General features: G+C 74.3%; 25 protein-coding genes. 9 read left to right on the top strand and 16 right to left on the bottom strand.

What is annotated here, in order from left to right; translation table 11 throughout:
* Positions 1 to 281 precede the first annotated feature (281 nt).
* The 9 genes from ABT122_RS19215 to ABT122_RS19175 form a co-directional block, all read right to left on the bottom strand.
* Positions 282 to 872, bottom strand: coding sequence for a TetR/AcrR family transcriptional regulator (locus ABT122_RS19215; RefSeq protein ID WP_351553200.1), 591 nt, complete (start codon positions 870 to 872; stop codon positions 282 to 284).
* The gene (locus ABT122_RS19210; RefSeq protein WP_351553187.1) at positions 860 to 1,624 is read right to left on the bottom strand and encodes an enoyl-CoA hydratase family protein; all 765 of its coding nucleotides are present in this window, start codon (positions 1,622 to 1,624) and stop codon (positions 860 to 862) included. Before ABT122_RS19210 ends, ABT122_RS19215 begins: the two co-directional genes overlap by 13 nt.
* Positions 1,621 to 3,213, bottom strand: coding sequence for a 4-coumarate--CoA ligase family protein (locus tag ABT122_RS19205; protein WP_351553177.1), 1,593 nt, complete (start codon positions 3,211 to 3,213; stop codon positions 1,621 to 1,623). The genes ABT122_RS19210 and ABT122_RS19205 overlap by 4 nt, the downstream gene beginning before the upstream one ends.
* A 40-nt stretch (positions 3,214 to 3,253) precedes the next feature.
* Positions 3,254 to 4,390: an acyl-CoA dehydrogenase family protein gene (locus ABT122_RS19200; RefSeq protein WP_351553174.1), complete on the bottom strand. Its 1,137-nt coding sequence runs from the start codon at positions 4,388 to 4,390 to the stop codon at positions 3,254 to 3,256.
* Complete coding sequence (locus ABT122_RS19195) at positions 4,387 to 6,498, bottom strand: ATP-binding protein (protein WP_351553171.1); 2,112 nt, start codon at positions 6,496 to 6,498, stop codon at positions 4,387 to 4,389. Before ABT122_RS19195 ends, ABT122_RS19200 begins: the two co-directional genes overlap by 4 nt.
* Before the next feature lie 90 nt (positions 6,499 to 6,588).
* Positions 6,589 to 8,124, bottom strand: a complete 1,536-nt coding sequence (locus tag ABT122_RS19190) for an acyl-CoA carboxylase subunit beta (RefSeq protein ID WP_351553214.1) — start codon at positions 8,122 to 8,124, stop codon at positions 6,589 to 6,591.
* A 137-nt stretch (positions 8,125 to 8,261) separates the two neighbouring features.
* The gene (locus tag ABT122_RS19185; RefSeq protein ID WP_451068560.1) at positions 8,262 to 9,992 is read right to left on the bottom strand and encodes an acyclic terpene utilization AtuA family protein; all 1,731 of its coding nucleotides are present in this window, start codon (positions 9,990 to 9,992) and stop codon (positions 8,262 to 8,264) included.
* A gap of 68 nt (positions 9,993 to 10,060) precedes the next feature.
* On the bottom strand, positions 10,061 to 10,213 hold the full coding sequence (locus ABT122_RS19180) for a hypothetical protein (RefSeq protein ID WP_351553165.1): 153 nt from the start codon (positions 10,211 to 10,213) through the stop codon (positions 10,061 to 10,063).
* A 78-nt stretch (positions 10,214 to 10,291) separates the two neighbouring features.
* The gene (locus tag ABT122_RS19175; protein WP_351553162.1) at positions 10,292 to 11,257 is read right to left on the bottom strand and encodes an EamA family transporter; all 966 of its coding nucleotides are present in this window, start codon (positions 11,255 to 11,257) and stop codon (positions 10,292 to 10,294) included.
* 96 nt (positions 11,258 to 11,353) lie between these two features.
* On the opposite strand from ABT122_RS19175, the gene ABT122_RS19170 reads away from it, so the two are divergent.
* The 4 genes from ABT122_RS19170 (at position 11,354) to ABT122_RS19155 (ending at position 13,659) form a co-directional block, all read left to right on the top strand.
* Complete coding sequence (locus ABT122_RS19170) at positions 11,354 to 12,211, top strand: LysR family transcriptional regulator (protein WP_351553159.1); 858 nt, start codon at positions 11,354 to 11,356, stop codon at positions 12,209 to 12,211.
* Positions 12,212 to 12,865: 654 nt separating this feature from the next.
* The gene (locus tag ABT122_RS19165; RefSeq protein WP_351553156.1) at positions 12,866 to 13,153 is read left to right on the top strand and encodes a hypothetical protein; all 288 of its coding nucleotides are present in this window, start codon (positions 12,866 to 12,868) and stop codon (positions 13,151 to 13,153) included.
* Positions 13,150 to 13,398, top strand: a complete 249-nt coding sequence (locus tag ABT122_RS19160; RefSeq protein ID WP_351553153.1) for a hypothetical protein — start codon at positions 13,150 to 13,152, stop codon at positions 13,396 to 13,398. The genes ABT122_RS19165 and ABT122_RS19160 overlap by 4 nt, the downstream gene beginning before the upstream one ends.
* Positions 13,399 to 13,500: 102 nt before the next feature.
* Entirely contained in the window at positions 13,501 to 13,659 is a 159-nt protein-coding gene (locus tag ABT122_RS19155; RefSeq protein ID WP_351553150.1) for a hypothetical protein, read from the top strand.
* 23 nt (positions 13,660 to 13,682) lie between these two features.
* Here the strand turns inward: ABT122_RS19155 and ABT122_RS19150 are convergent, their stop codons facing one another.
* The 4 genes from ABT122_RS19150 to ABT122_RS19135 all read right to left on the bottom strand — a co-directional run bounded on the left by ABT122_RS19150 (position 13,683) and on the right by ABT122_RS19135 (position 18,540).
* Positions 13,683 to 14,273, bottom strand: coding sequence for a hypothetical protein (locus tag ABT122_RS19150; protein ID WP_351553147.1), 591 nt, complete (start codon positions 14,271 to 14,273; stop codon positions 13,683 to 13,685).
* Complete coding sequence (locus tag ABT122_RS19145; protein WP_351553145.1) at positions 14,270 to 15,109, bottom strand: hypothetical protein; 840 nt, start codon at positions 15,107 to 15,109, stop codon at positions 14,270 to 14,272. The genes ABT122_RS19150 and ABT122_RS19145 overlap by 4 nt, the downstream gene beginning before the upstream one ends.
* Positions 15,110 to 15,349: 240 nt before the next feature.
* Positions 15,350 to 15,670: a hypothetical protein gene (locus tag ABT122_RS19140; RefSeq protein WP_351553142.1), complete on the bottom strand. Its 321-nt coding sequence runs from the start codon at positions 15,668 to 15,670 to the stop codon at positions 15,350 to 15,352.
* Between the two features lie 47 nt (positions 15,671 to 15,717).
* On the bottom strand, positions 15,718 to 18,540 hold the full coding sequence (locus ABT122_RS19135) for an FAD-binding and (Fe-S)-binding domain-containing protein (protein WP_351553139.1): 2,823 nt from the start codon (positions 18,538 to 18,540) through the stop codon (positions 15,718 to 15,720).
* A gap of 220 nt (positions 18,541 to 18,760) precedes the next feature.
* Between ABT122_RS19135 and ABT122_RS19130 the strand changes: the two genes are divergently transcribed.
* The 3 genes from ABT122_RS19130 (at position 18,761) to ABT122_RS19120 (ending at position 20,921) form a co-directional block, all read left to right on the top strand.
* Positions 18,761 to 19,378 carry a GTP-binding protein gene (locus ABT122_RS19130; protein WP_451068519.1) on the top strand — a complete coding sequence of 206 codons (618 nt, stop codon included), beginning with the start codon at positions 18,761 to 18,763 and terminating at the stop codon, positions 19,376 to 19,378.
* A 100-nt stretch (positions 19,379 to 19,478) separates the two neighbouring features.
* Positions 19,479 to 20,597: a phosphoserine transaminase gene (serC, locus tag ABT122_RS19125; RefSeq protein WP_351553136.1), complete on the top strand. Its 1,119-nt coding sequence runs from the start codon at positions 19,479 to 19,481 to the stop codon at positions 20,595 to 20,597.
* A gap of 174 nt (positions 20,598 to 20,771) precedes the next feature.
* A complete protein-coding gene (locus ABT122_RS19120; protein WP_351553133.1) occupies positions 20,772 to 20,921 on the top strand; it encodes a hypothetical protein in 150 nt (49 codons plus the stop codon).
* Positions 20,922 to 21,085: 164 nt separating this feature from the next.
* Here the strand turns inward: ABT122_RS19120 and ABT122_RS19115 are convergent, their stop codons facing one another.
* Positions 21,086 to 21,868, bottom strand: coding sequence for an ABC transporter permease (locus ABT122_RS19115; RefSeq protein WP_351553209.1), 783 nt, complete (start codon positions 21,866 to 21,868; stop codon positions 21,086 to 21,088).
* A gap of 77 nt (positions 21,869 to 21,945) precedes the next feature.
* Positions 21,946 to 22,941, bottom strand: coding sequence for an ATP-binding cassette domain-containing protein (locus ABT122_RS19110; RefSeq protein ID WP_351553208.1), 996 nt, complete (start codon positions 22,939 to 22,941; stop codon positions 21,946 to 21,948).
* Between the two features lie 109 nt (positions 22,942 to 23,050).
* On the opposite strand from ABT122_RS19110, the gene ABT122_RS19105 reads away from it, so the two are divergent.
* Positions 23,051 to 23,878, top strand: a complete 828-nt coding sequence (locus tag ABT122_RS19105; RefSeq protein WP_351553130.1) for a TetR/AcrR family transcriptional regulator — start codon at positions 23,051 to 23,053, stop codon at positions 23,876 to 23,878.
* A gap of 70 nt (positions 23,879 to 23,948) precedes the next feature.
* Here ABT122_RS19105 and ABT122_RS19100 read toward each other — a convergent pair whose 3' ends face one another.
* Positions 23,949 to 24,932 (bottom strand): WD40 repeat domain-containing protein, encoded by a 984-nt coding sequence (locus tag ABT122_RS19100; protein ID WP_351553127.1) that lies wholly within the window; start codon positions 24,930 to 24,932, stop codon positions 23,949 to 23,951.
* Between the two features lie 123 nt (positions 24,933 to 25,055).
* On the opposite strand from ABT122_RS19100, the gene ABT122_RS19095 reads away from it, so the two are divergent.
* Positions 25,056 to 25,739 (top strand): GDSL-type esterase/lipase family protein, encoded by a 684-nt coding sequence (locus ABT122_RS19095; RefSeq protein ID WP_351553124.1) that lies wholly within the window; start codon positions 25,056 to 25,058, stop codon positions 25,737 to 25,739.
* The last annotated feature ends 18 nt before the right edge of the window (positions 25,740 to 25,757 follow it).

Here is a 25,757-nt window from a genome sequence, read left to right as displayed (position 1 = left end):
GAGTTCCCTTCCTGTTGACGCTTGAGCCGCGCCCACTCAGCCCCTCCGGCGATTGAGGAGCGGGGGTTCGGGGGCAGGCCCCCGACCCGGGCCCGCAGAGTGCGGGGCCCCGGGGTACGGGGTCCGTCCTCAAACGCCGGACGGGCTGAGGGTAGCCGGGTCGGCTGGGGTGTCCGGGCGGGGTGGGAGTGCCGGACCGGCTGGGGGTGCCGGGGCCGCTGGGGGTGCCGGGCGGGTGGAGTCGGGTGGGCCGCACGGGGGAGAGGGGGGTCGGGGGTGTCTCAGGGGGGTGGGGGGAGAGTCGGGGTCAGGAGGGTGGTCCAGTGGTGGACCACCCTCGCGCGGCGCGGCGCGTCATCCGTGAGGAGGTTGGCCAGGCCCAGGCCCCTGGCCATGTCCAGAAGCCCCTGGACGGTCTCCCGCACCCCCGGCACCGACTCGTCCACCGCCAGCAACCGCACCGCCATCCGGTGCGTCTCCCTCCCCACCTTCCCCTCCAGCTCCGCCACCCTCGCGTGCAGCTGCGGCTCATTCGCCGCCGCCACCCACAACTGGAGCGCCGCCCGGAACAGCGGCCCGGTGTACAGATCCACCAGAGCCCCCACCACGGCCGCGCGGTCCTCGCAGGACAGCCCGCGCAGCGCCGTCGACCGCTGTTCGGCGACATACTCCACCGCCGCCGTGAACAGGTCCTCCCGGGTCGGGAAGTGGTGCTGTGCCGCCCCCCGCGACACCCCCGCCCGCTCGGCGACCACCGCCACCGTCGACCCCGCCCACCCGACCTCGGCCAGGCAGGCGACGGCGGCCTCCAGCAGCCGCTGTCTGGTGGCGCGGCTGCGGTCCTGCTTGGGGGTGGTGGCTACAGCTCCCATGCGGGTTCCCGTCGTTCGAGGAAGGCCGTCATCCCCTCGCGCGCCTCGGCCGACGCGAACAGCGTCGCCGACCGCTGCACCAGGTCCTCGGCGTCCCGGTCGAAGGTCTCCCGCACCCTAGCCGTGGCCAGCCGCTTGGCGGCGGCCAGCCCGTGCGGGGATGCCTTGCGCAGCCCGGCCAGGATCGGTTCGAGCGCCCGGTCCGCCCCGCCGGCCCCGTCCGCCCCGTCCCCCTCCTCCGCCGCGAGGGTCAGCAGCCCCATCCGTACCGCCTCCGCCGCGCCGAAGGTCTCCCCGGTGAGGTAGTACCGCCCGGCCGCCCGGGGGTCGAGCCGGGGCAGCAGCGGCAGCGAGATCACCGCCGGGGCGACCCCTATCCGTACCTCCGTGAAGGCGAAGTCCGTGCCCGCGCCGGCCACCGCGATGTCGCAGGCCCCCAGCAGGCCGAGCCCGCCCGCGCGCGCCCGGCCCGTCACCCGGGCGACCACCGGCTTGGGGAGTTCGACGATCGCGCGGAGCAGTTCGACGAAGGTGTACGGGCCGGGCGGTGCCTTGAGGTCGGCCCCGGCGCTGAACACCGGGCCAGTGTGGGTCAGCAGCACCGCCCGTACGCCGGGGTCGGCCCCGCACTCCTCCAGGGCCCGCGCCAGCTCCCCCACCAGCCGCGCGGAGAGCGCGTTGCGGCTTCCGGGCGAGTCCAGGGTGAGGGTGGCGATGCCCCGCTCACGGGCGGTGGTGACCAGTGTGCTCACAGGGGGTCCTCCCGGTCTCTCAGCTGTCGCCTGAGCACCTTCCCCGTGGACGCGCGCGGCACCCCGCTGATGAAGGAGACCCTGCGGATCTTCTTGTACGGGGCGACCCGCGCGGCGACGAACTCCATCACCTCCTCGGCGGTGAGCGGGAAGGCGCCCGGCTGCCGCACCACCCAGGCCTTGGGGAGTTCGGTGCCGTCCTCGTCGAGCACCCCGGTCACCGCGGCGTCCGCGATGGACTCGTGGGTGAGCAGCAGCGCCTCCAGCTCGGCGGGCGCGACCTGGTACCCCTTGTACTTGATCAGCTCCTTCACCCGGTCGACGACGAACATCCAGTCGTCCTCGTCGACCCGGCCCACGTCCCCCGTGCGCAGCCAGCCGTCCTCGTCGATCATCTCGGCGGTGGCGTCGGGCCGGCCGAGGTATCCCTTCATCACCTGGGGCCCCCGGACCACGATCTCGCCGTCCTCGCCGGGCCCGACGCTCCTCCCGGAGCCGTCGAGGGCCAGCAGCCGCATCTCGGTCGACGGGACGAGCCGCCCGACGGTGCCGGGCGGCGCGTCCCGTGCCTCCAGCGGTACGAGGTGGCAGGCGGGCGAGAGTTCCGTCATGCCGTACCCCTGGAGGATCGGCGGCAGCCCGAGCCGCTCCGTGCAGGCCGTGGCGAGCGCGGCGTCCAGGGGCGCGGCAGAGCAGATCAGATACTCCAGCGAGGAGAGGTCGTACCGGGACACCAGCGGGTGCTTGGCGAGCGCGACCACGACCGGCGGGGCCACGAACAGCCCGGTCACACGGTGCTTCTCGATCGCCCGCAGAAAGGTGTCGAGTTCGAAGCGGGGCAGGACGACGACGGTGGCGCCCTGCCGGAGCGGGGCGTTCATCAGCGCGGTGAGTCCATAGATGTGGAAGAACGGCAGAATGGCGAGAATCCGCTCCCCCGCCCGCATCGGCAGCGGCCGGCCGAGCTGTTCCAGATTGGTGGCGATGGAGCGGTGGGTGAGCATGACGCCCTTGGGGACACCGGTGGTGCCCGAGGAGTACGGCAGGGCCGCGATGTCCTCGTCCGGATCGAAGTCGATCAGCGGCTCGGGCGCGGTGGAGCCGAGCATGTCGAGGACGCTGACATGGCCGTCGGCGCGGTCGCAGACGAATATCTCGCCGATCCCCGGGGAGAGTTCGGCGGCCCGGCGGGCGGTCTCCAGCAGCGGTGAGGCGGTGACGATCCAGCGCGCGGAGGCGTCCCTGAGCTGCACGGCCAGCTCCTCCGCCGTGGACAGCGGATGGACGGTGGTCACGGTGGCGCCGGCCCGGGTCGCGCCGTGGAAGACGCTGGGGTAGACCACGGTGTTGGGGCTGTGCAGCGCGAGCACATCCCCCTTGCGCACCCCGGCGGCGGCGAGCGCGGCGGCGATCCGGCGGTGGAATCGGTCCAGCTCCGCGTAGGTGACGGTGGTCCCGCTCGCGCCGTCGATCAGGGCGACGGTGTCGCCGTACCGGGCGGCGTCGCCGAGGACCGCGTCGTGGATGGGTCTGCTCACGGGCGGGACATCGGCGTACCGGCTGCGGAAGATGTGCTCGTGATCGGCCATCGGAGCCTCCTCGCGGTTGGGACGGCCAGAATCGCGGCTGTCAGTACGACTTGGGGAGACCCAGGGACCGATGGGATACGTAGTTCAGGATCATCTCCCGGCTGATCGGCGCGATCCGGGCCACCCGGGAGGCGGCCAGCAGCGGGGCGAGTCCGTACTCCCGGGTGAGGCCGTTTCCGCCGAGGGTGTGCACGGCCCGGTCGACGGCGTCCGCGCAGGCCTCGGCGGCGGCGTACTTCGCCATGTTCGCCGCCTCGCCCGCCGCCGTGTCGTCGCCCGCGTCGTGGAGCAGGGCCGCCCTGCGCGTCATCAGCCGGGCGAGTTCCAGTTCGATGTGGGACCGGGCCAGCGGGTGGGCGATCGCCTGGTGGGCGCCGATCGGGGTCCGCCAGACCTGGCGCTCCTTCGCGTACGCGACGGCCCGGCCGAGCGCGTACCGGCCCATGCCGACGGCGAAGGCGGCGGTCATGACGCGCTCGGGGTTGAGTCCGGCGAAGAGCTGGAGCAGCCCGGCGTCCTCGTCGCCGACGAGCGCGGCGGACGGGAGCCGCACCTCGTCCAGGGTCAGTTCGAACTGCTTCTCCTGGGCCCGGAGTTCCATGTCGATCCGGGTACGGGTGAAGCCGTCGGCGTCCCGGGGGACGATGAAGAGGCAGGGCTTGAGCCGGCCGGCGCGGGCGTCCTCGGCGCGGCCGGCGATCAGCGTCGCGTCGGCGATGTCGACGCCGGAGACAAAGACCTTCCGGCCGGTGAGAATCCAGCCGTCGCCGTCCCGGCGGGCGGTGGTGGTGATGCGGTGGACGTTGGAGCCCGCGTCGGGTTCGGTGATCCCGAACGCCATGGTGCGGGAGCCGTCGGCCAGTCCGGGCAGCCAGGCGGCCCGCTGCTCGGCGGTGCCGAAGCGGGCGATGACGGTGCCGCAGATCGCGGGGGAGACGATCATCATCAGCAGCGGGCAGCCGGCCGCGCCCAGCTCCTCCAGGACGAGGGAGAGCTGGACGAGCCCGCCGCCCCCGCCGCCGTACTCCTCGGGGAGGCTCACCCCGAGCCAGCCCAGCGCCGCGGCCTCCGTCCACAGGGCCGCCCGGTCGTACTCCCGGCCGTGGCGCCGGCCGAGGGCGGCGACGGCCGCGCGCAGGGCCCGGTCCTCGGGGCTCTCCAGCTCGGACGGGGTCATGGGGTGCCCTCCTCGGCGTGGGTGTGCTCGTGGGGGTGGCCGGGCGGGCGGTGCCGCCGCCGTACGTCCTCCTGCTCCTGTGCCGGGTCCGCAGGGGCCGCCCGGTCCGCCCCGGCCTCCCGGTCCGCCCCGGCCTCCGCTGCCGGCCTGTCCTCCGGGTCCGCAGGGGCCGCCCGGTCCGCCCCGGCCTCCGGTGCCGCCCGGGCCGCCGGGGTGTCCTCCCGGATCACGGCCAGCAGGGCTCCCGCCTCCACCCGGCGGCCCGGGACGGCGCGCAGGGCGGTGAGGACGCCGTCCACGGGGGCGTCCACGCGGTGCTCCATCTTCATGGCCTCCAGCCACACCAGCGGCCGGCCCCGGACCACCCGCGCCCCTTCGGTGAGCCCCTCCCCGATCCGTACGACCGTCCCCGGCACGGGCGCGAGCAGCGAGCCGGGCGCGGGCCCGGCGGCGGCCGGGTCCGGGAAGCGGGGCAGGGCCGTCAGAGCGGTGTTCCCCGCGTACACCCGCACCCCCCGCCCCTCGCCCGGAGCGCGGTCCCCGTAGACCGCGATGTCGTACGTCCGCAGCACCCCCTCCACCTCCAGCGCCACCCGGTCCGGGCCGACCGCCACCACCCGTACGCCCTCGGCGGTGAGCCCGGTGCGGGTGTGGCGGTACGCGACCTCGTGCTCGGCGCCGTCCGCCTCCGTGCGGTAGCGCTTGAGCCGGGGACCCGAGGGGAGGTTGCGCCAGCCGCCGAAACGGGAGCGGCCGTGGGCGTCGGCGAGGGCCGCCGCCAGGGGGGCGTACGGGTCGGGGGCTGGCGTGAGCGAGGCGGGCGGGTGGCGGGTCCAGAAGCCGGTGTCCACACGGGCGGCGGTGAACTCGGGGTGCCGCAGGGACGCCACCAGCAGCGGGAGGTTGGTGGCGGGGCCGTGCACCCGGGACCGCTCCAGGGCTCCGGCGAGTCCGCGCACCGCCTGCGCCCGGGTGGGCGCCCAGGCGATGACCTTCGCCAGCAGCGCGTCGTAGTGCACCCCGATCCGGTCGCCGTCCGCGTACCCGGTGTCCAGCCGCACCCCGGGCCCGTGCGGGACGGCCAGCCGGTGCACCACCCCGGCGCGCGGGGCCCAGTCGCGGGCCGGGTCCTCCGCGTAGAGCCGGGCCTGCACCGCGTGGCCCCGGGCGGGCGGCGGCCCGGCGGGCAGCGGCTCGCCCTCGGCGACACGGAACTGCCAGGCCACCAGGTCGAGACCGAACACGGCCTCCGTCACCGGGTGCTCGACCTGGAGCCGGGTGTTCATCTCCAGGAAGCGGGCCCGGCCGGAGGCATCGAGCAGAAACTCCACCGTGCCCGCGCCCGTGTAGCCCACCGCCCGGGCCGCCGCCACCGACGAGCGGCGCAGCTCCGCCGCGGTCCCGGGGTCCAGGCCCGGCGCCGGGCACTCCTCGATCACCTTCTGGTGGCGGCGCTGGAGCGAGCAGTCGCGGGTGCCGAGCGCCCACACCGTGCCGTGGGTGTCGGCGAGGATCTGCACCTCCACATGGCGGGCGTTCTCGATGTACGGCTCGATGAACACCTCGCCGTCGCCGAAGGCCGCCAGCGCCTCCGCGCGGGCCGCCGCGAGCTGCTCCGGCAGCTCCCGGAGGGTGCGGACGATCCGCATGCCCCGGCCGCCGCCGCCCGCCGCCGCCTTCACCAGCACGGGCAGGGCGTCCGCCGTGAGCCGCTCCGGGTCGGGCGGCGCGGGCAGTCCCAGCACCTGCCGGGCCCGGGTCTTCGAGGCCATCGCCGCCACGGCGGCCGGGGGCGGTCCCACCCACACCAGGCCCGCGCCGATGACCTCGCGGGCGAACTCCGCGCTCTCCGAGAGGAATCCGTACCCCGGGTGCACCGCGTCGGCGCCCGCCGCCAGCGCGGCCCGCACGATCGTCCCGCCGCGCAGATAGGTGTCGGCGGGGGCGGTCCCCGGCAGCCGTACGGCCCGGTCGGCCGTGCGGACATGGAGCGCCGACGCGTCCGCGTCCGAGTACACCGCGACCGTGGCGATGCCCAGTTCGCGGCAGGTGCGGAAGATCCGGCAGGCGATCTCCCCCCGGTTCGCCACCAGAACGGATGTGATCATCGTTCCCTCCCCACCGGAGATCCCCGGCCCACCCGGGGACCCCTGCCCGCCCGGAGATCCCCGCCTGCCCGGAGATCCCCGCCCGCCCGTTCACATGCGGAAGACACCGAAGCCACCGCGCGCTCCCTCCACCGGGGCGGTGTGGATCGCGGAGAGACAGAGCCCGAGGACCGTGCGGGTGTCCCTCGGGTCGATCACCCCGTCGTCGTACAGCCGCCCGGAGAGGAACGCGGGCAGCGACTCCGCCTCGATCTGCCGCTCCACCACGGCCCGCAGGGCGGCGTCCGCGTCCTCGTCGTACGGACGTCCCCCGGCCCGTGCCGAGGCGCGGGCCACGATCGACAGCACGCCCGCGAGCTGCTGCGGGCCCATGACGGCGGCTCTGGCGCTGGGCCAGGAGAAGAGGAAGCGGGGGTCGTAGGCGCGCCCGCACATGCCGTAGTGGCCCGCTCCGTAGGAGGCGCCCATCAGCACGGAGAGGTGCGGGACACGGGAGTTGGCGACCGCGTTGATCATCATCGCGCCGTGCTTGATGATGCCGCCCTGCTCGTAGCGGCTGCCGACCATGTAGCCGGTGGTGTTGTGGAGGAAGACCAGCGGGATGTCGCGCTGGTTGGCGAGCTGGACGAAGTGCGCGGCCTTCTGCGACTCGGCGCTGAACAGCACCCCCCGGGCGTTGGCGAGGACGCCGACCGGATAGCCGTGCAGCCCGGCCCAGCAGGTGACCAGGCTCGTCCCGTACAGCGGCTTGAACTCGTCGAACTCCGAGCCGTCCACGACTCTGGCGATGACCTCGCGCGGGTCGAAGGGGGTGCGGAGGTCCTCGGGCACGATCCCGAGCAGCTCCTCGGGGTCGTACAGCGGCGGCTCGGCCGGGGGCGGGTCCGGGTGCGCCTTGCGCCAGTTGAGCCGGGCGATCACCCGGCGGGCCCGCCGCAGCGCGTCCGGCTCGTCGTGCGCGAGATGGTCGGCGAGGCCGGAGGTCCGGGCGTGCATCCCGGCGCCGCCGAGGGACTCCTCGTCGCTCTCCTCGCCGGTGGCCATCCGCACCAGGGGCGGGCCGCCGAGGAAGACCTTCGAACGCTTCTCGATCATGATCGTGTGGTCGGACATGCCGGGGACGTAGGCGCCCCCGGCGGTGGAGTTGCCGAACACCACCGCGACCGTGGGGATTCCGGCGGCGGAGAGCCGGGTGAGGTCGCGGAAGAGCGCCCCGCCGGGAATGAAGGTCTCCTTCTGGGAGGGGAGGTCGGCGCCGCCCGACTCCACCAGGGAGATGGAGGGGAGCCGGTTGGTGTACGCGATCTCCTGGAGGCGCAGGGCCTTCTTCAGGGTCCAGGGGTTGAAGGCGCCGCCGCGCACGGTCGGGTCGTTGGCGGTGATCGCGCACTCGACGCCCGACACCACTCCGATGCCGGTGACCAGCGACGCGCCGACCGGGTGGTCGCTGCCCCAGGCGGCGAGCGGGGACAGCTCCAGGAAGGGGGTGTCCGGGTCGAGCAGCAGCTCGACCCGCTCCCGGGCGAGGAGCCCGCCGCGCGCGCGGTGGCGCGCGGTGTACTTCTCGCCGCCGCCGGCGAGGGCCTTGGCGTGCTCGGCGTCCAGCTCGGCGAGCCGGCGGAGCATGGCGGCCCGGCGGGCGGCCGGGGAGCCGCCGGGGGGTGCGGGGGGTTCGGGGGGTGCGGGGGGTTCGGGGGGCGCGGGGGGCGCGGGGGCTCCGGGAGGGTCGGGGGGCGCGGGGGCTCCGGGAGGGTCGGACGGGGTCACAGCAGTACCTCCGGGATGTCCGCGTACCGGGCCCGCAGCCACTCCCCCAGGGCCTTCCCCTGCGGGTCGAACCGCGCCTGCGCGGCCACCCCCTCGCCGAGGATGCCCCGCACGGTGAAGTTCAGCGCCCGCAGGTTCGGCAGCACATGGCGTACGACGGTCAGCTCCGCCGCCTCCGGGAGCAGGCAGCGGAAGCGCTCCACGGTCAGCTCGTGGGCGAGCCAGCGCCAGGCGTCGGCGGAGCGGGCCCAGACGCCGACATTGGCGTCGCCGCCCTTGTCCCCGCTGCGGGCGCCCGCGATCAGCCCGAGGGGTACGCGCCGGGTGGGTCCGGGCGGGAGGCGCTCGGGGAGCGGGGGCGGACCCGGCGCGGAGGGCTCCTGGAGCGGGCGCGGCGCGGAAGGCTCCGGGGCCGGGGCCGAGGGCGCCGGACGCGGACCCCGCGCGGACGGCTCCGGGGGCGGGCCGTCACCGGCGGCCGGGGCGGGGAGACGTATCCGGCGGCCGTCCGGGAGCACGGCCGTGTGGGGCACGGCCGACGCCTCGACGCAGCGGGCCTCGAAGACCCCGTACGGCGCCCCCCGCCCCGGCGGCGCGGTGAGATGGAAGCCCGGATAGCTGCCGAGGGCCAGCTCGACGGCGGCGCCGCTGATCACCCGGCCCACCTTGGCGGGATCGCTGTCGCGGACCACGAGCCGCAGATAGGCGCTGGCCCGCTCCTCGGTGTCGCCGTCGCGGTGGTCGGTGCGGGCCAGCTCCCACCGCACCTCCGCCGGGCGCCCCCGCCCCTCCCGGGCGAGGGCGGCCTCCAGCTGGTGCCGTAACAGGGCCGCCTTGGCATCGATGTCGAGGCCCGTGAGGACGAAGACGACCTCGTTGCGCCAGCCGCCGACGCGGTTGAGTCCGACCTTGAGCGTGGCGGGCGGCGCCTCGCCGCGCACGCCGGAGATACGGACCCGGTCGGGGCCGTCCTGGTCCAGTCGTACGGTGTCGAGCCGGGCGGTGACGTCCGGTCCGGCGTACCGGGCGCCCCCGGTCTCGTACAGCAGTTGCGCGGTAACGGTGCCGACGTCCACCAGCCCGCCCGTGCCCGGGTGCTTGGTGATCACGGAGGTGCCGTCGGGGTGGATCTCGGCCAGCGGGAAGCCGGGCCGGCAGAGGATCTGGGTGTCGATCCCGGCGAAGAAGGCGTAGTTGCCGCCGGTGGCCTGGGTGCCGCACTCCAGGACATGGCCGGCGACGACCGCGCCCGCGAGCGCGTCCAGATCGTCCCGGCCCCAGCCGAAACGGGCGGCGGCGGGGCCGGTGACGAGCGCGGCGTCGGTGACCCGCCCGGTGACGACGACATCCGCGCCCGCGCGCAGACAGGCGGCGATGCCCGCGCCGCCGAGATAGGCGTTGGCGGTGAGGACCTCCGGCCCCCAGGAGCGGTCCAGCAGGTCGTCGCCCTCGACATGGGCGACCTCGCAGGGGACTCCCAGGCGCGCGGCGAGCGCGCGGACGGCGTCGGCGAGGGCGGCAGGGTTGAGGCCACCGGCATTGGCGACGATCTTCACGCCCCGGTCGCGGGCGAGGCCGAGGCACTCCTCCAGCTGGCGCAGAAAGGTCCTGGCGTAGCCGAGGCCGGGGTCCTTGAGTCGGTCGCGGCCGAGGATGAGCATGGTGAGTTCGGCGAGATAGTCGCCGGTGAGGATGTCCAGCGGGCCGTCGGTGAGCATGTCGCGCATGGCGTCGAAGCGGTCGCCGTAGAAGCCGGACGCGTTGCCGATCCGGAGCACATCGGCTCCGCCGCCGCTCACCGGGGGCCCCTCGGCCGGGCGGCCCGGGCGCCGGGGGCGGTCCTGGTCCCCCACCGCTCGGCGGGCAGAGGGGCGGCCGGCCGGCCGGGTTCCGCGCTCTCCTCGCGCGGATCGCCGGGGACGGCGGCGGTGACGGTGAGGTCGGACACGGTGCGCTCCCTCGGGGACACGGCGTTGTGTGCCCCGGAGCATGACAGCGCCGCCAGAAACAAGCAAGCATGCTTGCTTTACTCCGCGTTGACCCGTGGCTCCACGGGCCCGTGGGCCTTCCTCGCCTGGGTCCGCACCGCGCCCATGCTCGCCGCGATGACCAGGGCGATGGCCAGGGCGTCGGTGGTGGACAGGGCCTGGTGCAGCACCAGGAAACCGGCCGCCGCCGCTATCGCGGGCTCCAGGCTCATCAGCACCGCGAAGGTCTGCGCCGGCAGCCGGCGCAGGGCGAGCAGCTCCAGGGTGTACGGCAGCACCGACGACAGCACCGCGACCCCGAGCCCCAGCAGCAGGATCTCGGGGTCGATCAGCCGGGCCCCGGACTCGGCGATGCCCAGCGGAAGGCTGATCAGCGCGCCCACCACCATCGCCAGCGCGAGGCCGTCGGCCTGCGGGAAACGGCGGCCGGTGCGGGCGCTGAAGACGATGTACGCGGCCCACATCGCCCCCGCCGCGAGCGCGAACGCCGCGCCCACCGGATCGAGCCGGTCGAAGCCGCCACCGCTGAGGAGGACCACACCGGCGAGGGCGAGACCGGCCCAGACCAGGTTCACCAGGCGACGGGAGACGATCACGGAGAGCGCCAGCGGGCCGAGGACCTCCAGGGTGACGGCGGCGCCGAGGGGGATGCGGTCGGCGGCCTGGTAGAAGAGGATGTTCATCGCCGCCATGACCGAGCCGAAGGCGACGACCGTGCCCCAGTCGGCGCGGGAGTGCCCGCGCAGCCGGGGGCGGCAGATGATGAGCAGGACGAGGGCGGCGAGCACCAGGCGCAGGGTGACCACGCCCAGGGCGCCGGCGCGCGGCATCAGCATGATGGCGACGGCCGCGCCGAACTGGACGGACAGGCCGCCGGCGACGACCAGCCCGACCGGGCCGAGACTGCGGCGGCCCCGGGGGGCCGCACCGGGGGCGGCGGCTTCGAGCGCGACCGCCGCTCCGGGTTCGGCGGCGCCCACGACCGGGCTGCGGACCTCGTCCACCAGGCACTCCCTCTCGTCATCACACGGACCCTCCACGCTACGGGTCGCCGCGCGTCGCGTGAAATGCCGACTGCGCTGCGGTTATGCTCCGGGCGCATGAGCATCGAGCTGCGCCATCTCCGCTGCTTCCTCGCGATCGCCGAGGAGTCCAGCGTGACGCGGGCCGCGCGGCGGCTGCATCTGACCCAGCCGGCGGTCTCCAGGTCGCTGGCGGCGCTGGAGAAGTACGTGGGTACGCGGCTGGTGGACCGCTCCACGCACCATCTCGCGCTCACCACCGAGGGGAGGGTGTTCCGCGACAAGGCGGCAGCGGCGGTCGCGGCCTTCGACGACGCGCTCGACCCGTCCGGGCTGCGCCGCCGGCCGCTGCGGCTGGGGCACGCCTGGTCGGCGCTCGGCCCCTACACCACCCCGCTGCTGCGGCGCTGGGAGCGGGAGCACCCGGAGACACCGCTGGAACTGCTGCGGATCGACGACCGCACGGCGGGGCTGGCGCGGGGAGAGGTGGACGCGGCGGTGCTGCGGGGGCCGGTGGAGGTGGCGGGGCTGGTGACGGAGCCGCTCTTCACGGAGGCGCGGGTGGCGGCGGTCACCTCCGACGGACCGCTGGCCGCGCTCCCCCGGGTGACCCTGGCGGATCTGGCGTCCGGGCCGGTGCTGGTGAACGAGGTGTCCGGGGTGACCACCCTGGACCTGTGGCCGGAGGGGGCCCGGCCGGTGGGGACGGTGACCGTGACCAACACGGACGACTGGCTGGCGGCGATCGCGGCGGGGCGGGGGGCGGGGGTGTCGGTCGCCTCCACGGCGGAGCTCCACCCGCACCCGGGCGTCACCTTCCGCCCCCTCCCGGACGCACCCCCCGTCCCGGTCCTCCTGGCCCACCGCCCGGCCCTCGCCCACCCGGCGCTCCCTCACTTGATCGCCCTGGCGAGGGAGTTGACGCGGGGGGTGTGAGTGTGCCGGGGGGGGTCGTCTGGTGCGGGTGCCCTGTGGCCCGGGGGGCCGTCCGGTGCGGCGCCCCGGGGCGCCGGGTCCGTCCCCCATCTCCCCAGAGCTGCCTCGGGGAGGTCCCCCCGGACGGGCTGAAGGCGGGCCCCGCCCCGGACGGGCTGACGCACCCGGCCCCGCCGAGCCGGCCAGGGCACGAAACCCACCCCCTCCAAGCCGGCGGAAGCACGAAATCCAGCCCCGCCGGCGATTGAGGCGCGGGGGTTCGGGGGCAGGCCCCCGACCGTGGCCCGCAAGGCGCGGGAACCTGTCGCACAAGGTCCGTCCTCAAACTCCCCCAGAGCTGCCTCCGGGAGGTCCCGCCGACGGGCCGGGTTTGCTCAGCCTCTCCGGCGAGCTGAGGCACCAAATCCAGCCCCGCCGGCGATTGAGGCGCGGGGGTTCGGGGGCAGGCCCCCGACCGTGGCCCGCAAGGCGCGGGAACCTGTCGCACAGGGTCCGTCCTCAAACTCCCCCGGAGCTGCCTCCGGGAGGTGCCCCCGGACGGGCTGGGAGTGGCCGCCCCTGTTGTGGGGCGGGAGGGCGCGACCTCCCGGCTCCCGCGCGCTCGCCCCGGGCCGTACCGTGGCCCCGCAGTGCGCGGTTCAGGGGAGGAGCACGGTGAGAAAGACGTTCAGCACCACGGTCAACGGGCGGAAGGTCGAACTGCCCGGCACCATTCACTCGATCCGGGAGGTGCTGCCGCCCGGCATGGTCGAGCAGTTCATCGGGGAGATCGAGCACGCGGGCGCGGATGAGATCCCGGGGGTGCTCGCGCGGTGGGCGCTGCGGACGCCGCAGGCGCAGGACCTCGCGGAGGAGGAGCAGATCGCCCGGATTCGGGCCGGGGATCTCTCCGGGCTGCACTTCGACGACTCCGGCGACGACTCGTACCGGAGCCGGGGATGAGTCTGCGGCTCGCCTACACCGATGACGCCCGCGCGGAGCGGCGCAGTCTGAGTCCGGAGCGGCGCAAGCGGTTCGAGGAGGGGATGGCGGTGGTCTCGCGGGACCCGTACGGGTGCGGGTCGAGCCCGGTGCGGGACGACCGGGACCGGCGGGACGCGACCGTGGCGCGGGTCGCGTTCATCACGTATCTGGTCAGCGAGTCGGTGGTGACCGTGACCGTGGTGCGGCTCGTGCCGCTGCCGTGAACCGGGAACCGGGAACCGTTCCGTTGAAACGTAAAATCACCGTCATGACGAGGACGTACTCCCCACGCCGGCCCCAGGGCGGGGCGCGTGGGGAAGGAAGAGATGGCTCATTCACCGCACCGCCGCCGCAAGGGCTGCGGGGTGTGCCGGCCGCACAAGCTCAGGGGGTACGGACGGTCCGTGCGCGACCCCTGGCCGGTGCTGCGGAAGCTGGGGCGCAGGCGCCGCTTCGGGCGGGGTGACCTCGGCGACCAGAGCTGAGACCGATGGCGCCACGGCCGCCCTCACGGGGCGGCCGTGGCATATCTGGAGCAGTCGGGCTCCATGGCGCACCGGGGGTGGAAACCCGTCCACTGGCCGGGCGTTCCGTAGGTGCCCCGGGCGAACCACGCCACCGCGTCCCCGCGCCGGAACATCAGCCCGCCCTGGCTCTGCACGGGACGGGTCTCCAGCACCCGGGCGAGGTCGGTGCCCCGGAAGCCGAACTCCTCCCGCCACATCGCGACGATCTCGGACGAGGTGCAGCCCGAGCACACCGTGGTGCCGAAGTACTCCGGTGACCCCTTGAACTCCAGCAGCCGGGCGAGGCGCCCGTAGTCCTCGGCGCAGGCGGCCCGGTACGCCGGGCCGATGACGCCCCGCCAGAACTTCAGCACGCCCGCTCGGTCCGCGCCGGCGACCGTCGGCCCGACACCGTCCAGGTTGACCCCCGTACAGGGCGCGGGGGCCGGCGGGCTGGAGGAGGGCGGCGGGCGGGTCGCGGTCCCGCCGTCCCCGCCGCCGTCCTCGCGGAACAGCAGCAGGGCGCCGGCGGCGACCGCCAGCAGCACGGGGACCAGCCACCGGAGCCGGCGGGCGGTCGTGGCCCCGCTCATGCGCAGGGCGAGTTGGTGGCCGGGACAGCCTGGCAGAGCGAGAAGTCGCCCTGGAGCATGAAGACACGGCGGTACTTCAGATCCTCCAGCCGGTCCGAGCCGCCGCTGACCGCGGTGACCTGGAAGGGCTTGCCGCGGTCGTCGACGGTGACGCTCTTCGTCCTGCTGCCCAGCATGTAGGTGACCTTGAGCCGGAAGGACACATGGTGGCGGGCGGTGACCGCCCGCACCAGGACCACCTGCTGCTTCGTGTCCTTGAGGGTGATCGTCCGCTCACCGAAGAAGGGCCTGCCCGGCTCGATCCGGCCCTTCTCGCCGTCGAACCTCGCCTCCCGGGCGACCGGGCGCGGGCGGTCCAGGTCGAACATCATGTTCATGGTGGGGCTGCCCGCCTGGGACGGGGCGCCGAAGAGCGTTCCCGACCACGGCGCACCGCGTCGCACGATCTCCGGTTCGATATTGACGATATTGACCGTCTGGTTCCGGTGGCCGGTGAAGACGACCCGGAGCGTGAGCTTCTCCAGGTTCACCGCCCCTACCGCGCGGAGGCGCTCGTCGTACTCCGGTGAGCCCACCGCGCCCGGCGCGGAGAGGAAGTTCCGCAACGACGCGTTCGGACGGTGGTCCTCCCGGGTCACCCGGCTCAACCCCTCGTCGTCGAGCTGTGCCTTCGCCACCACCGCCGAGACATCGGGGCCCGAGCGGATGTCGTCCTTGACGGAGGGGACGTTGACCAGCTGGCCCGGGAGCGCCATGATCCCGCCCGTGATCATCAGCGCCAGCGCCGCCCCGATGAGCGCCGCCAGCCAGCTCCGCATCTGCAGCAGGCGCCCCACGAAACCCACCGGGGCGGGGTCGGTCTCGTTCCGTATCACCCGGAGCCGCGCGGCCCGGGTGGTCGGCCGGCCCCGCCTCCGCCGCGACAAGGGGTCGCGCCAGCCGGTTCCGGTCCTCCGAGGCATCGCGCCTCCCTCCCCGCCACAGAGCCGCCGGCGTCCCCGTTGATCGCCAACTCGCCCTGGAACATGAGGCATTGTAGGGTCGGCGGCCCCGGAGCACGCGGGGTCGGGCCGGGATCAGCGCAGCAGTCCCAGGGTGAAGAGGAGCAGGAAGCCCGCCACCAGGATCTGGGAGACTCCGGAGACCGGCATCCGGGCCCGGAGGAAGCCCAGGGCGGCCAGGACGGCCGACGCCGTGGCGACGGAGAAGGCGATCACGAGCAGCGTCCCCGTGGCGGCCGGGCCCGAGGACGCGGCCGGGGAGGAAGTGGCCGAGGTCAGAGCCCAGGCCCAGAGAGCCAGCAGGCAGACGCACTCCAGCGCCAGCACGGAAACCGCCGCCAGCAGATCCGGGAACCAGTGGATCTTCCGGGCGGGGGCAGGGGTTGTGTCGTCCATGGGAGCAGCCTCGCCGCCCGGGAGCGCCGGGGCATGAGTACCCGTACTCAGCGGTCACCGGGTTCCGGGAGGGCATCCGCCAGGACCTCCGCCAGGTGGCGGGCCCGGGCGCCGGCCGTCTGCTCCAGCTGGGTGCGGCAGGAGAAGCCGTCCGCCAGGATCTCCGCGCCCGGGGGCGCCGACCGGACCGCCGGGAGGAGCTGTTCCTCCGCGCAGGCCACCGAGATGCCGTAGTGGCCCCGCTCGAAGCCGAAGTTGCCGGCGAGGCCGCAGCAGCCCCCGCTCAGCGGGCCGGTGAGACCCGCGCGCCCGCGCAGCCGGCGCTCCGGGGCGTCACCGAGGACGGCGTGCTGGTGGCAGTGGGTCTGACCGGCCACCGGGCGGTCCAGCCGGGGCGGGGTCCAGTGCGGCGCGTACTCCTCCAGGGTGGCGGCGAAGGTGCGCACCCGGGCGGCGAGCCGGGCCGCGCGCGGGTCGTCGCCCAGCAGGGCCGGGAGGTCGGTGCGCAGGGTCGCCGCGCAGCTCGGCTCCAGGACGGTCACCGGGACGTCCCGGTCCAGCAGGGGTTCCACGGTGTCCAGGGTCCGGCGCAGCACGGCCTTGGCGCGGGTGAGCTGGCCCGTGGAGACATGGGTGAGGCCGCAGCAGACACGGTTCCGCGGGAGTACGACGCCCAGACCGGCCGCGCGCAGGACCCTCGCCGCCGCCAGGCCCACCTCCGGGGTGAGGTGCTCGGTGAAGGTGTCCGGCCAGAGGACCGCCGTGGCGCCGGCGGGGAGGGCCTCCGCGCGGTCGCCCGGCAGCTCCCTCAGCAGCCGGCGGAACCCCACCGGCGCGAGGACCGGCAGCGTGCGCTCCGGGGCGATCCCGGCCGCCCGTTTGGCCAGGGCCGCGAGCGGGGGGACCCGGGCGGCGGCGTTCACCAGCGGCGCGAGCGGCGCGGCGGCCCGCAGCCACGACGGGAGCCGGCCCATGGCGTAGTGGGAGAGCGGGCGGAGCCGCCCCGCGTAGTGGTGGTGCAGGAACTCGGCCTTGTAGGTGGCCATGTCGACGCCCACCGGGCAGTCGCCGAGGCACCCCTTGCAGCCGAGGCAGAGGTCGAGCGCGTCGCGCACCTCCGGAGAGCGCCAGCCGCCGCGCACGACCTCACCGGCGAGCATCTCGTGGAGCAGCCGGGCCCGGCCCCGGGTGGAGTGGGTCTCCTCGCCGGTCACCCGGTACGAGGGGCACATCACCGAGGTGCCGGACGGCTCCGCCGTACGGCACTTGGCGACGCCGACGCACCGCCGCACCGCCCCGGTGAAGTCCCCGCCGTCCTCGGGGTAGCCGAAGACGACGTCCACGGGCTCGCGCGGCAGCGCCGCGAACCGCAGATGCGCGTCGAGGGGGTCGGGGCGCACCAGGACGCCGGGGTTGAGGCCGCCGTCCGGGTCCCACAGGTCCTTGAAGCGGGCGAAGAGGCCGACCAGTTCGTCCCCGTACATCCTCGGCAGCAGCTCGGCGCGGGCCCGGCCGTCGCCGTGCTCGCCGGAGAGGGAGCCGCCGTGGGCGACGACGAGATCGGCCGCCTCCTCGGAGAAGCGCCGGAAGGCGCGCACGCCCACCTCGCTGATCAGGTCGAAGTCGATCCGGACATGGACGCAGCCGTCGCCGAAGTGGCCGTAGGGCGTGCCGCGCAGGCCGTGGGCGGTGAGCAGGGCGCGGAAGTCGCGCAGATACGCGCCGAGCCGGGCGGGCGGTACGGCGGTGTCCTCCCAGCCGGGCCAGGCCTCGGCGCCGTCGGGGGTACGGGTGGCGGTGCCGGCGGCGTCCTCGCGCAGCCGCCACAGGGCGCGCATCGCGGCGGGTTCGGTGACGACGGCGGCGTCGAGGGCGTCCGAGGCCCGCACGAGCGCCCCGGCGGCGGCACGGGCGGCGGCCGGGGTCTCGCCGCCGGTCTCGGCGAAGATCCAGGCGCCGCCCCGGGGCAGCCCGTGACCGGCCGGGACCAGGTCGTGGGCCATGCCCTCGACGGTCAGCGGGCCGTACGGGAGGAGTCCGGGCGCGGCGTCGGCCGCCGCGCTCTCGTCGGGGTAGCCGAGGACGGCGAGCGCCCGGGCGGGCGGGGCGGGGACGAGCCGCACGGTGGCCTCGGTCAGCACGGCGAGGGTGCCCTCGCTGCCGCAGTGGGCGCGGGCCAGGTCGGCGCCGTTCTCGGGGAGCAGGGCGTCCAGGGCGTAGCCGGAGATGCGGCGGGGCAGCCCGGCGGGGTAGCCGGTCCGCAGCGGGGCGAGATGGGCGCCGACGAGCGCGGCGAGGCCGGGCGGGCCGGTGAGGGGTCCGCCCCGGCCGAGGCGGTGGGCGGTGCCGTCGTAGGTGAGGACGGAGAGGGTCCGGACGTTGTCGGCGGTGGTGCCCCAGGCCACCGAGTGGGCGCCGCAGGCGTTGTTGCCGATCATTCCGCCGAGGGTGCAGCGGGAGTGGGTGGAGGGGTCGGGTCCGAAGGTGAGCCCGAGGGGGCGTACCGCATCGCGCAGTGCGTCCAGGACGAGTCCGGGCTGTACGACGGCCGTAGCCGAATCGGCGTCCACGTCAACAAGGGCGTTCATATGGCGGGTGAAGTCGAGCACGACTCCGGTACCGGTCGCCTGACCGGCGATCGACGTACCGCCTCCGCGCGGGACCACCGGGACGCCGGCGCTGCGGCAGACCTCCAGGGCCGCCGCCACGTCGTCGGCGTCGCGCGGAGCCACCACTCCGGCGGGGACGCGGCGGTAGTTGGAGGCGTCCATGGTCATCAGCGCGCGGGCGCCGGCGGAGAAGTCGACCTCTCCGCGCACCGCGCGCCGTAGCTCGGATGCCAGTTCCCGGGTCGGTCGCTCGTCGGCCATGTGTGTCAGGATGCCCGGCCCATGACCTCCTTACGGGCAGGAAACATGCCGGTTGCGACCATTGCGTCCGTACGGCCCTTGGCAAAGCCCGGGGGCAGAGCCCAAAGTGATCGCCAACCCTCCTATAGTGACGACAACTTGATCAGGAACAAGCGGCTCCAGTTATGCCCCCGCCACCCCTCGGAAGGCAACACTCGATGACCGGCACCGTCCAGAAGCGATGACCCGCGGCACCCGAACGGTCCACCCCCACCCGGCAGAGCTGGACGCGATGCTCCCCGGGCCGGCCGACAACGCCCTGAAGATCGCCGTGGTCGGCGGTTTCGGGGTCGGCAAGACGACGATGGTCCGCTCCGTGAGCGAGATCCGCCCGCTCCACACCGAAGAGGTGATGAGCCGCGCGGGCCGCACCATCGACGACACCAGCCGGGTGTCGGCGAAGAACGCCACGACGGTGGCCTTCGACTTCGGGCGGATCACGATCGACGACCGGAGCGTGCTGTATCTCTTCGGCGCCCCGGGGCAGGAACGGTTCTGGTTCCTGTGGGAGCGGCTGCTGTCGGGGACGATGGGCGCGGTGGTCCTGGTGGACACCCGCCGGCCGACCGATGCCTGGTATGCCCTGGACCGTCTGGAACACCACGGTATGCCGTACATCGTCGCCGTCAACGACTTCGGCGGTCCGCTCCACAGCGATGAGCACATCCGGCAGGCGCTGGCCCTGGAGAAGGACGTCCCGCTGGTGGAGTTCGACGCCCGGGACCACTCCTCCAGCAAGTTCGTGCTGATCGCGCTGGTCGAGCATCTGCACGCGCTCTCGGTGCACCAGAAGGGCTGAGGCACCCGGCGCGCCCGGCGGCGGGGCCGGGCGCCCCCGGGTGTCTCAGCCGACGGACCGCGCGTCCCGCGCCACCGGCGAACCGATACCCTCCCCTGTTGTGGCTGATATCCAGATTCCCGCTGACATCAAGCCCGCCGATGGCCGTTTCGGCGCGGGCCCCTCCAAGGTGCGTACGGAGGCGCTCGACGCGCTCGCCGCCACCGGCTCCTCTCTTCTCGGCACGTCCCACCGCCAGGCCCCGGTCAAGAATCTGGTCGGTGAGGTGCGTACCGGCGTACGCGACCTCTTCCGGCTCCCCGAGGGTTACGAGGTCGTCCTCGGCAATGGCGGTTCCACCGCGTTCTGGGACATCGCGACGCACGGTCTGATCGAGAACAAGTCCCAGCACCTCTCCTTCGGCGAGTTCTCCTCGAAGTTCGCGAAGGCGGCGAAGCTGGCCCCGTGGCTGGCCGAGCCGACCGTCATCTCCTCCGACCCGGGCACCCACCCGGACCCGGTGGCGGAGGCGGGCACCGATGTGTACGCCCTCACCCACAACGAGACCTCGACCGGTGTGGCCGCGCCCGTCCGGCGGGTCGCGGGCGCGGACGACGGCGCGCTGGTGCTGGTCGACGCGACCTCCGGGGCGGGCGGGCTGCCCGTCGACATCACCGAGACCGATGTCTACTACTTCGCCCCGCAGAAGTCCTTCGCCGCCGACGGCGGACTGTGGATCGCGGCGTTCTCCCCCGCCGCCCTGGAGCGCGCGGCGCGCGTCCACGGCTCGGGGCGCCATGTCCCGGAGTTCTTCAGCCTGCCGACCGCGATCGACAACTCGCTGAAGAACCAGACGTACAACACCCCCGCCCTCGCGACCCTCTTCCTGCTCAACGAGCAGCTGAAGTGGATCAACGGCCAGGGCGGTCTGGACTGGGCGGTGGCGCGCACGGCGGCCTCCTCGCAGGCGCTGTACGGCTGGGCCGAGAGCTCCAAGCACGCGACCCCCTTCGTCACCGACCCGTCGAAGCGCTCGCAGGTGATCGGCACGATCAACTTCGAGGACGACATCGACGCGGCGGCGATCGCCAAGGTCCTGCGGGCGAACGGGATCGTGGACACGGAGCCGTACCGCAAGCTCGGGAAGAACCAGTTGCGGGTGGCGATGTTCCCGGCGGTCGAGCCCTCGGACGTGGCCGCGCTGACCTCGTGCATCGACTATGTGATCGAGAATCTCTGATCCGAACCGCATGGCCCGGACCGGCCCGAGCACCCCTGTGGCGTGCGCGGATGGGGCCCCGGCGGGATCACTCCCGCCGGGGCCTCACCCGTCCGGGTGAGGGATCGGTACGGGACACGGACGCCGCGCTCTGCCCACCGTGATGTTCTCGACATCAGTCATCAGGAGGCCGATGTGTCTGCCGCAGCAGTCGGGCACCCCGGGGAAGGCGACCCGCGGACCCTGCTCCATGAGGCCGAGGCCCTCATGGCGCGGAACCCCGGGCAGCGCGTCGAGATCATCGGTGGCGCGATCACCGCGTCCACGCCCCCGGCGAGCTGGTGACCCTCCCCGGGGCGATCGGGGCCGAGGTCAAGCTCGATGTGGAGGCCCTGCTCCAGGCCGCGGGCCGGCACGGCTGACCGGACCGCGGCCGGCGGCGGCTCATCGCACAGCGGCTGACGACACAGCGGCTCACGACGCAGCGGCCCACCGCACAGCGGCTCGGCTCAGCGGCTCAGGCGCCGGAAGCGGCGGACCGCCAGGGGGAGGAAGACCGCGGTCACGATCAGCGGCCAGACCACCGCCATCAGCAGGGCGTTCTCCTGAATCCAGGTGCCGTCGGCCGCCACCGGGTTGCCGAAGAGCTCGCGGGTGGCCGCCGCCGTGGAGGAGATCGGGTTCCAGGCCGCCACGACACCGAGCCAGTCGGGCATGGTGGAGGGCGGGGCGAAGATGCTGGAGATCATCGTGATCGGGAGCACCGCCGCGTAGAGCCCGCCCGCCGCCTCCGGGTTGGGGACCAGCAGGCCCAGCCAGATGCCGACCCAGATCAGCGAGAAGCGCAGCAGCACCAGCAGCGCGAAGGCGGCGAGCGTGCCGCCGAAGCCGGCGTGGGAGCGCCAGCCGGTCGCGAGGGCGGTGGCCGCGAGGATCGTCAGCTCGGCGACCGCGACCAGCAGATCGTTGAGCCCCCGGCCCGTGACCACCGCCGATGAGGCCATCGGCATGGAGCGGAAGCGGTCGATGACCCCCTGGGTGGCATCGTTGACCACCATGATCGCGGTGCTCATGAAACCCATGGCCATCGTCATCACGAACATGCCGGGCATCAGATAGTCGCGGTAGTCGCCACCGTCGGGGGCCTTCATCGCGCCGCCGAGCACATAGGCGTAGAGCAGGACCGACAGCACCGGGAAGCCGAGCTGCCAGACGATGTTGACCGGCTGGTGGCGGTAGTGGAGCAGTCCGCGCCGTGTGACGCTCCAGCAGTCGGCGACCGCCCAGTACATCCGGCGCTCACCCGCCGCCGGGACGGTCAGGGGAACCGTCTCCCCGGTGCGAGGGGTGCTCCGGTTCAGTACGTCGCTCATGCCGCCGCCTCCGCAGGGCTCTCGGTGGACCCGGTGGATTCCGCGGACTCGGCGGGGCGGCCGGTCAGCCGCAGAAAGACATCGTCCAGGCTGGGTCTGCGCAGTCCGATGTCCTCCACCCCGATCCGCTGGTCCTGGAGGGTGCGCGCCACCTCGGTGAGGGCGGCGACCCGGTCGGAGACCGGGGCGTGGACCCGGCGCCCGGTCTCGTCGCACTCCGGGACGGTGTCCGCGACCCGGGCGACCGCGGCGAGGGCGGCCGGGAGATCGGCCGGGTCCCCCACGACGACCTCGACACGGTCCCGGCCGACCCGGTTCTTCAGCCCGTCGGGGGTGTCGTCGGCGATGGCCCGGCCCCGGTCGATGACGGTGATCCGGGAGGCGAGCCGGTCGGCCTCCTCCAGGTACTGGGTGGTCAGCAGGACGGTGGTGCCGCCCGCCACCAGCGCCCTGACCGCCTCCCACACCTCGCCGCGCCCGCGCGGGTCGAGCCCGGTGGTCGGCTCGTCGAGGAAGAGCACATCGGGGGCGAGGATCATGGACGAGGCCAGATCGAGCCGGCGCCGCATCCCGCCGCTGTAGCCGCCGACGCCCCGGTCGGCCGCCTCCACCAGGTCGAACCGCTCCAGGAGTTCGGCGGCCCGCCGCCGGGCCCGCCGGCGGTCGAGGTGGAAGAGCCGGGCGAACATCTCCAGGTTCTGGCGGCCGGTCAGCACCTGGTCCACGGCCGCGTACTGGCCCGCGAGCCCGATCCGGCCGCGCACCCGGGCGGGCTCGCGGGCCACGTCGACGCCCGCCACCCGGGCCCGGCCCCCGTCGAACCGCAGCAGGGTGGAGAGCACCCGGACCGCGGTGGTCTTGCCCGCGCCGTTCGGCCCGAGCAGGCCGTGCACGGTTCCCCGGCGGGCGGCGAGGTCGAAACCGGCGAGCGCGCGCTTCTCCCCGTACCGCTTCTCCAGCCCCTCGGCCCGCACGGCGAACTCGTCCTCGATCTCTTCCACAGGTCCCTCCCACAAGTACTGAGTACGGTGTACCCAGCAGAGAGTACACCGTACTCAATTTCTGTCCAGCGGGTTCGGCGGAGGGACATAAGGTGTGGCCATGACGACCGAAACCAGTGGCAGCGGCGATATCAACCGCAGCCTGGAGCTCCTGTGGGGCACGGCCGAGCGGCCGAGCCGAGGGCCCAAGCCGGGGCTGACCCTCGACCGGGTCGTGACCACCGCCGTCGGGATCGCCGACGCGGAGGGCCTGGGCGCGGTCTCGATGCGCCGGATCGCCACGGAGCTGGGCACCGGCACGATGAGCCTGTACCGGTACGTCCCCGGGAAGGCCGAGCTGCTCGATCTGATGCTGGACCGGGTCGGCGACACCTGCCCCTGGAAGCCGCCCGCCGACGCGGAGCACGACTGGCGCGGCGCCATCGAGGTCATGGCCCACGGCTATCTCGCCCTCTACCGGGCCCACCCCTGGCTGCACAAGGTCAACCAGGCCAGGACCGTACTGGGGCCCAGCGCGCTGGACAGCATGGAGGCCGCTCTCGCGGTGCTGCGGGGGACGCGTCTGCGCGACCCCGAGCTGATCTCGGTGATCATCACGGTGCAGAGCATCGCCTCGGGGGTCGCCCGGATGGAGGCCGAGGCGGCGGAGGCGGCGGAGGCCACCGGGCTCAGCCACGAGGAGTTCTGGGAGCGCCAGCGGCCCTTCCTCGACCGGGCGATGGAGAGCGGGAGATATCCGCTGATGGGGCAGCTCGGGGAGGACACCTTCAGCGAGGGCTTCGACCACTTCGCCTTCGGGCTGCGGCGGTTCGTCGACGGGCTGGAGGTGCTGGTGCGACAGCGCACCGAGGAGGCCCGCGCCGAGGAGGAGCGCGCCGGGCGGGAGCGCGCCGGGGAGGGCCGCGCCGGGTGCGCGGGCCCCGGCTAGAGAGACGACCCGGCCGCGCCGCCCCTCGGCCCGGCGCGGGCGCGGTCGGGGGCGCGGCGCCCGGCGGGTGTCAGGAGCGGCGGGAGCGGCGCTTGAAGGCGAAGGCCAGGACCAGGGCCGCCGCGAGGGCCAGGGCGCCGTAGGTCGTCCTCCGGTCGCCGTCGCCCTCCTCGTCGGCGGCGGCCGAACCCGCCTCCTTCGACGAGGGCTTGCCGGTGCCGCCCTTGCCGAGGGCGACCCGTTCCACCCCGCTCCGCTCGCCCTCCGAGCCGAACATCAGCGCGTCGCCGTCGAGTGTGTAGCTCACCGACTCGGACTGGCCCTGGATCGGGGCGCGCACGCGGTGGTCGGCGCCGAGGCGGCCGTCCTTCCAGGCGTAGCCGCGGGCGCTGAAGTAGGAGCGCAGCACCAGTTCCGTACCGTCCGGGGAGAACGCGCCGTCCGTCACCCACGGCACATCGCCGATCCGGCGGAAGGTGTTCGTCCCCGAGGGGGCGAGCGAGGCCGGGCCCTCGTAGAGCCGGCCGCCGTCCTCGTTCTTGGAGGCGATGTAGACCCGGCCGGTCCGGGGGTGCACCATCATCGCCTCGGCGTTGCGCGGGCCGTCCGCGTACTTCACGGTGTACTGGGTCGCGCGGACCGTGGTGTCCCGGAGCCGCTCCGGCTCGGGGAACGCGTAGATCCAGACGTGCGGCCAGGAGCCGTCGAGGTTGTCCCCGATGTCGCCGACATGGACCCGGCCGTCCGGGCCCACCGAGATCGCCTCCATGTCACGGGGCTTGCCGACACCGGTCAGGGTGACCGTCGCGACCGTCTTCCCGGTCCTTGAGTCGACCGCGAAGACCCGGGGCTCGTCCTGGTCGTTGTGGGTCCAGTAGACGCCCGGATGCGCCCGGCTGGCGGCGAGGCCGCTGGACTCCTTGATCCTGGGGTCCTCGATGGTGAAGCCGGGGTCGCCGGCGGCGGACGCGGGCACGGACGCGGCGGAGAGCACGAGCAGGGCGGCGGCGGCCGTGACGGCGGTGGCGCCGGTGGCGCGCGGGAGCGAACGCATGCCCCCAGCCTGCCATCCCGGCCCCGGCCCCGGCGCCGCCCGCGCGTCCGTTGCCGGCACGCGACAGGACCGGTACGGGAACAGGAAGCGGGGGCGGCGCCGGGATCGGTCATCATGGCGTCCATGCGTTTTCTCTTCGTCGGCGACAGCATGACCATCGGACGCGCCGGCGACTACACCTGGCGCTACCGGATGTGGCAGCACCTCGGCTCGGTCCCGGGCGGCCCGTACGAGATCACCGGCCCGCGCACCGGTCTGTACGGCACCGAGGACCCCTCGGCCCACGCCGCGCCCTTTCCGGCGGCGGCCCGGGGCCATCTCGCGGGCTGGGGCGAGGGCTGGTTCCATCTGGCGCCGCTGATCGGCGAGACGGTGGCGGAGCACCGGCCGGACGTGCTGCTGGTCTCCCTGGGACTGATCGATCTCGGCTTCTACACGGACAGCGACCAGACCCTGGTGAATGTGCGCGCCTTCATCGCGGCGGCGCGGGCCGCCGCGCCCCGGGTGCGGATGGTGCTGCTGCCGGTCATCCCCAATGTGCGGGCGCTGACGGACGCGCCGTTCGCCGCCGAGTGCGCGCGCTTCAATGTGCTGCTCGCGAAGGCGGTCGCCGATCTGGACACGCCGTCGGCGCCGCTGCTGCTGGCCTCCGTCCCCGAGTCGTACGACATCGGCACGGACACCTACGACGGCACCCACCCGGGGCCCTCGGGCGAGCACAAACTCGCGGAGGCGTTCGCGACGGCGATGCATCAGGCGTGGGGGCTCGGCGGGCCCTACCGGCCCCGGGAGGACGGGGGCCGCTGACACCGGGCCCCCGCCCTC

It is taken from the genome of Streptomyces sp. NPDC001985 (assembly GCF_040296845.1).
Taxonomy (GTDB): domain Bacteria; phylum Actinomycetota; class Actinomycetes; order Streptomycetales; family Streptomycetaceae; genus Streptomyces.
Note: the sequence above shows the minus strand (reverse complement) of the source record. Positions and strands in the feature narration are given on the sequence as shown.

Bases quoted from the DNA above. Each gene is read 5' to 3' on its own strand.
- ABT122_RS19140 (WP_351553142.1), bottom strand. From the start codon at position 15,670: ATGGACGACACAACCCCTGCCCCCGCCCGGAAGATCCACTGGTTCCCG.
- ABT122_RS19190 (WP_351553214.1), bottom strand. From the start codon at position 8,124: ATGCTCCGCCGGCTCGCCGAGCTGGACGCCGAGCACGCCAAGGCCCTC.
- ABT122_RS19185 (WP_451068560.1), bottom strand. From the start codon at position 9,992: ATGCGCGACATGCTCACCGACGGCCCGCTGGACATCCTCACCGGCGAC.
- ABT122_RS19170 (WP_351553159.1), top strand. From the start codon at position 11,354: ATGAGCATCGAGCTGCGCCATCTCCGCTGCTTCCTCGCGATCGCCGAG.
- ABT122_RS19160 (WP_351553153.1), top strand. From the start codon at position 13,150: ATGAGTCTGCGGCTCGCCTACACCGATGACGCCCGCGCGGAGCGGCGC.
- ABT122_RS19150 (WP_351553147.1), bottom strand. From the start codon at position 14,273: ATGAGCGGGGCCACGACCGCCCGCCGGCTCCGGTGGCTGGTCCCCGTG.
- ABT122_RS19115 (WP_351553209.1), bottom strand. From the start codon at position 21,868: ATGTACTGGGCGGTCGCCGACTGCTGGAGCGTCACACGGCGCGGACTG.
- ABT122_RS19105 (WP_351553130.1), top strand. From the start codon at position 23,051: ATGACGACCGAAACCAGTGGCAGCGGCGATATCAACCGCAGCCTGGAG.
- ABT122_RS19130 (WP_451068519.1), top strand. From the start codon at position 18,761: ATGACCCGCGGCACCCGAACGGTCCACCCCCACCCGGCAGAGCTGGAC.
- ABT122_RS19135 (WP_351553139.1), bottom strand. From the start codon at position 18,540: ATGGCCGACGAGCGACCGACCCGGGAACTGGCATCCGAGCTACGGCGC.
- ABT122_RS19095 (WP_351553124.1), top strand. From the start codon at position 25,056: ATGCGTTTTCTCTTCGTCGGCGACAGCATGACCATCGGACGCGCCGGC.
- ABT122_RS19195 (WP_351553171.1), bottom strand. From the start codon at position 6,498: ATGATCACATCCGTTCTGGTGGCGAACCGGGGGGAGATCGCCTGCCGG.
- ABT122_RS19100 (WP_351553127.1), bottom strand. From the start codon at position 24,932: ATGCGTTCGCTCCCGCGCGCCACCGGCGCCACCGCCGTCACGGCCGCC.
- ABT122_RS19155 (WP_351553150.1), top strand. From the start codon at position 13,501: ATGGCTCATTCACCGCACCGCCGCCGCAAGGGCTGCGGGGTGTGCCGG.
- ABT122_RS19205 (WP_351553177.1), bottom strand. From the start codon at position 3,213: ATGGCCGATCACGAGCACATCTTCCGCAGCCGGTACGCCGATGTCCCG.
- ABT122_RS19200 (WP_351553174.1), bottom strand. From the start codon at position 4,390: ATGACCCCGTCCGAGCTGGAGAGCCCCGAGGACCGGGCCCTGCGCGCG.
- ABT122_RS19215 (WP_351553200.1), bottom strand. From the start codon at position 872: ATGGGAGCTGTAGCCACCACCCCCAAGCAGGACCGCAGCCGCGCCACC.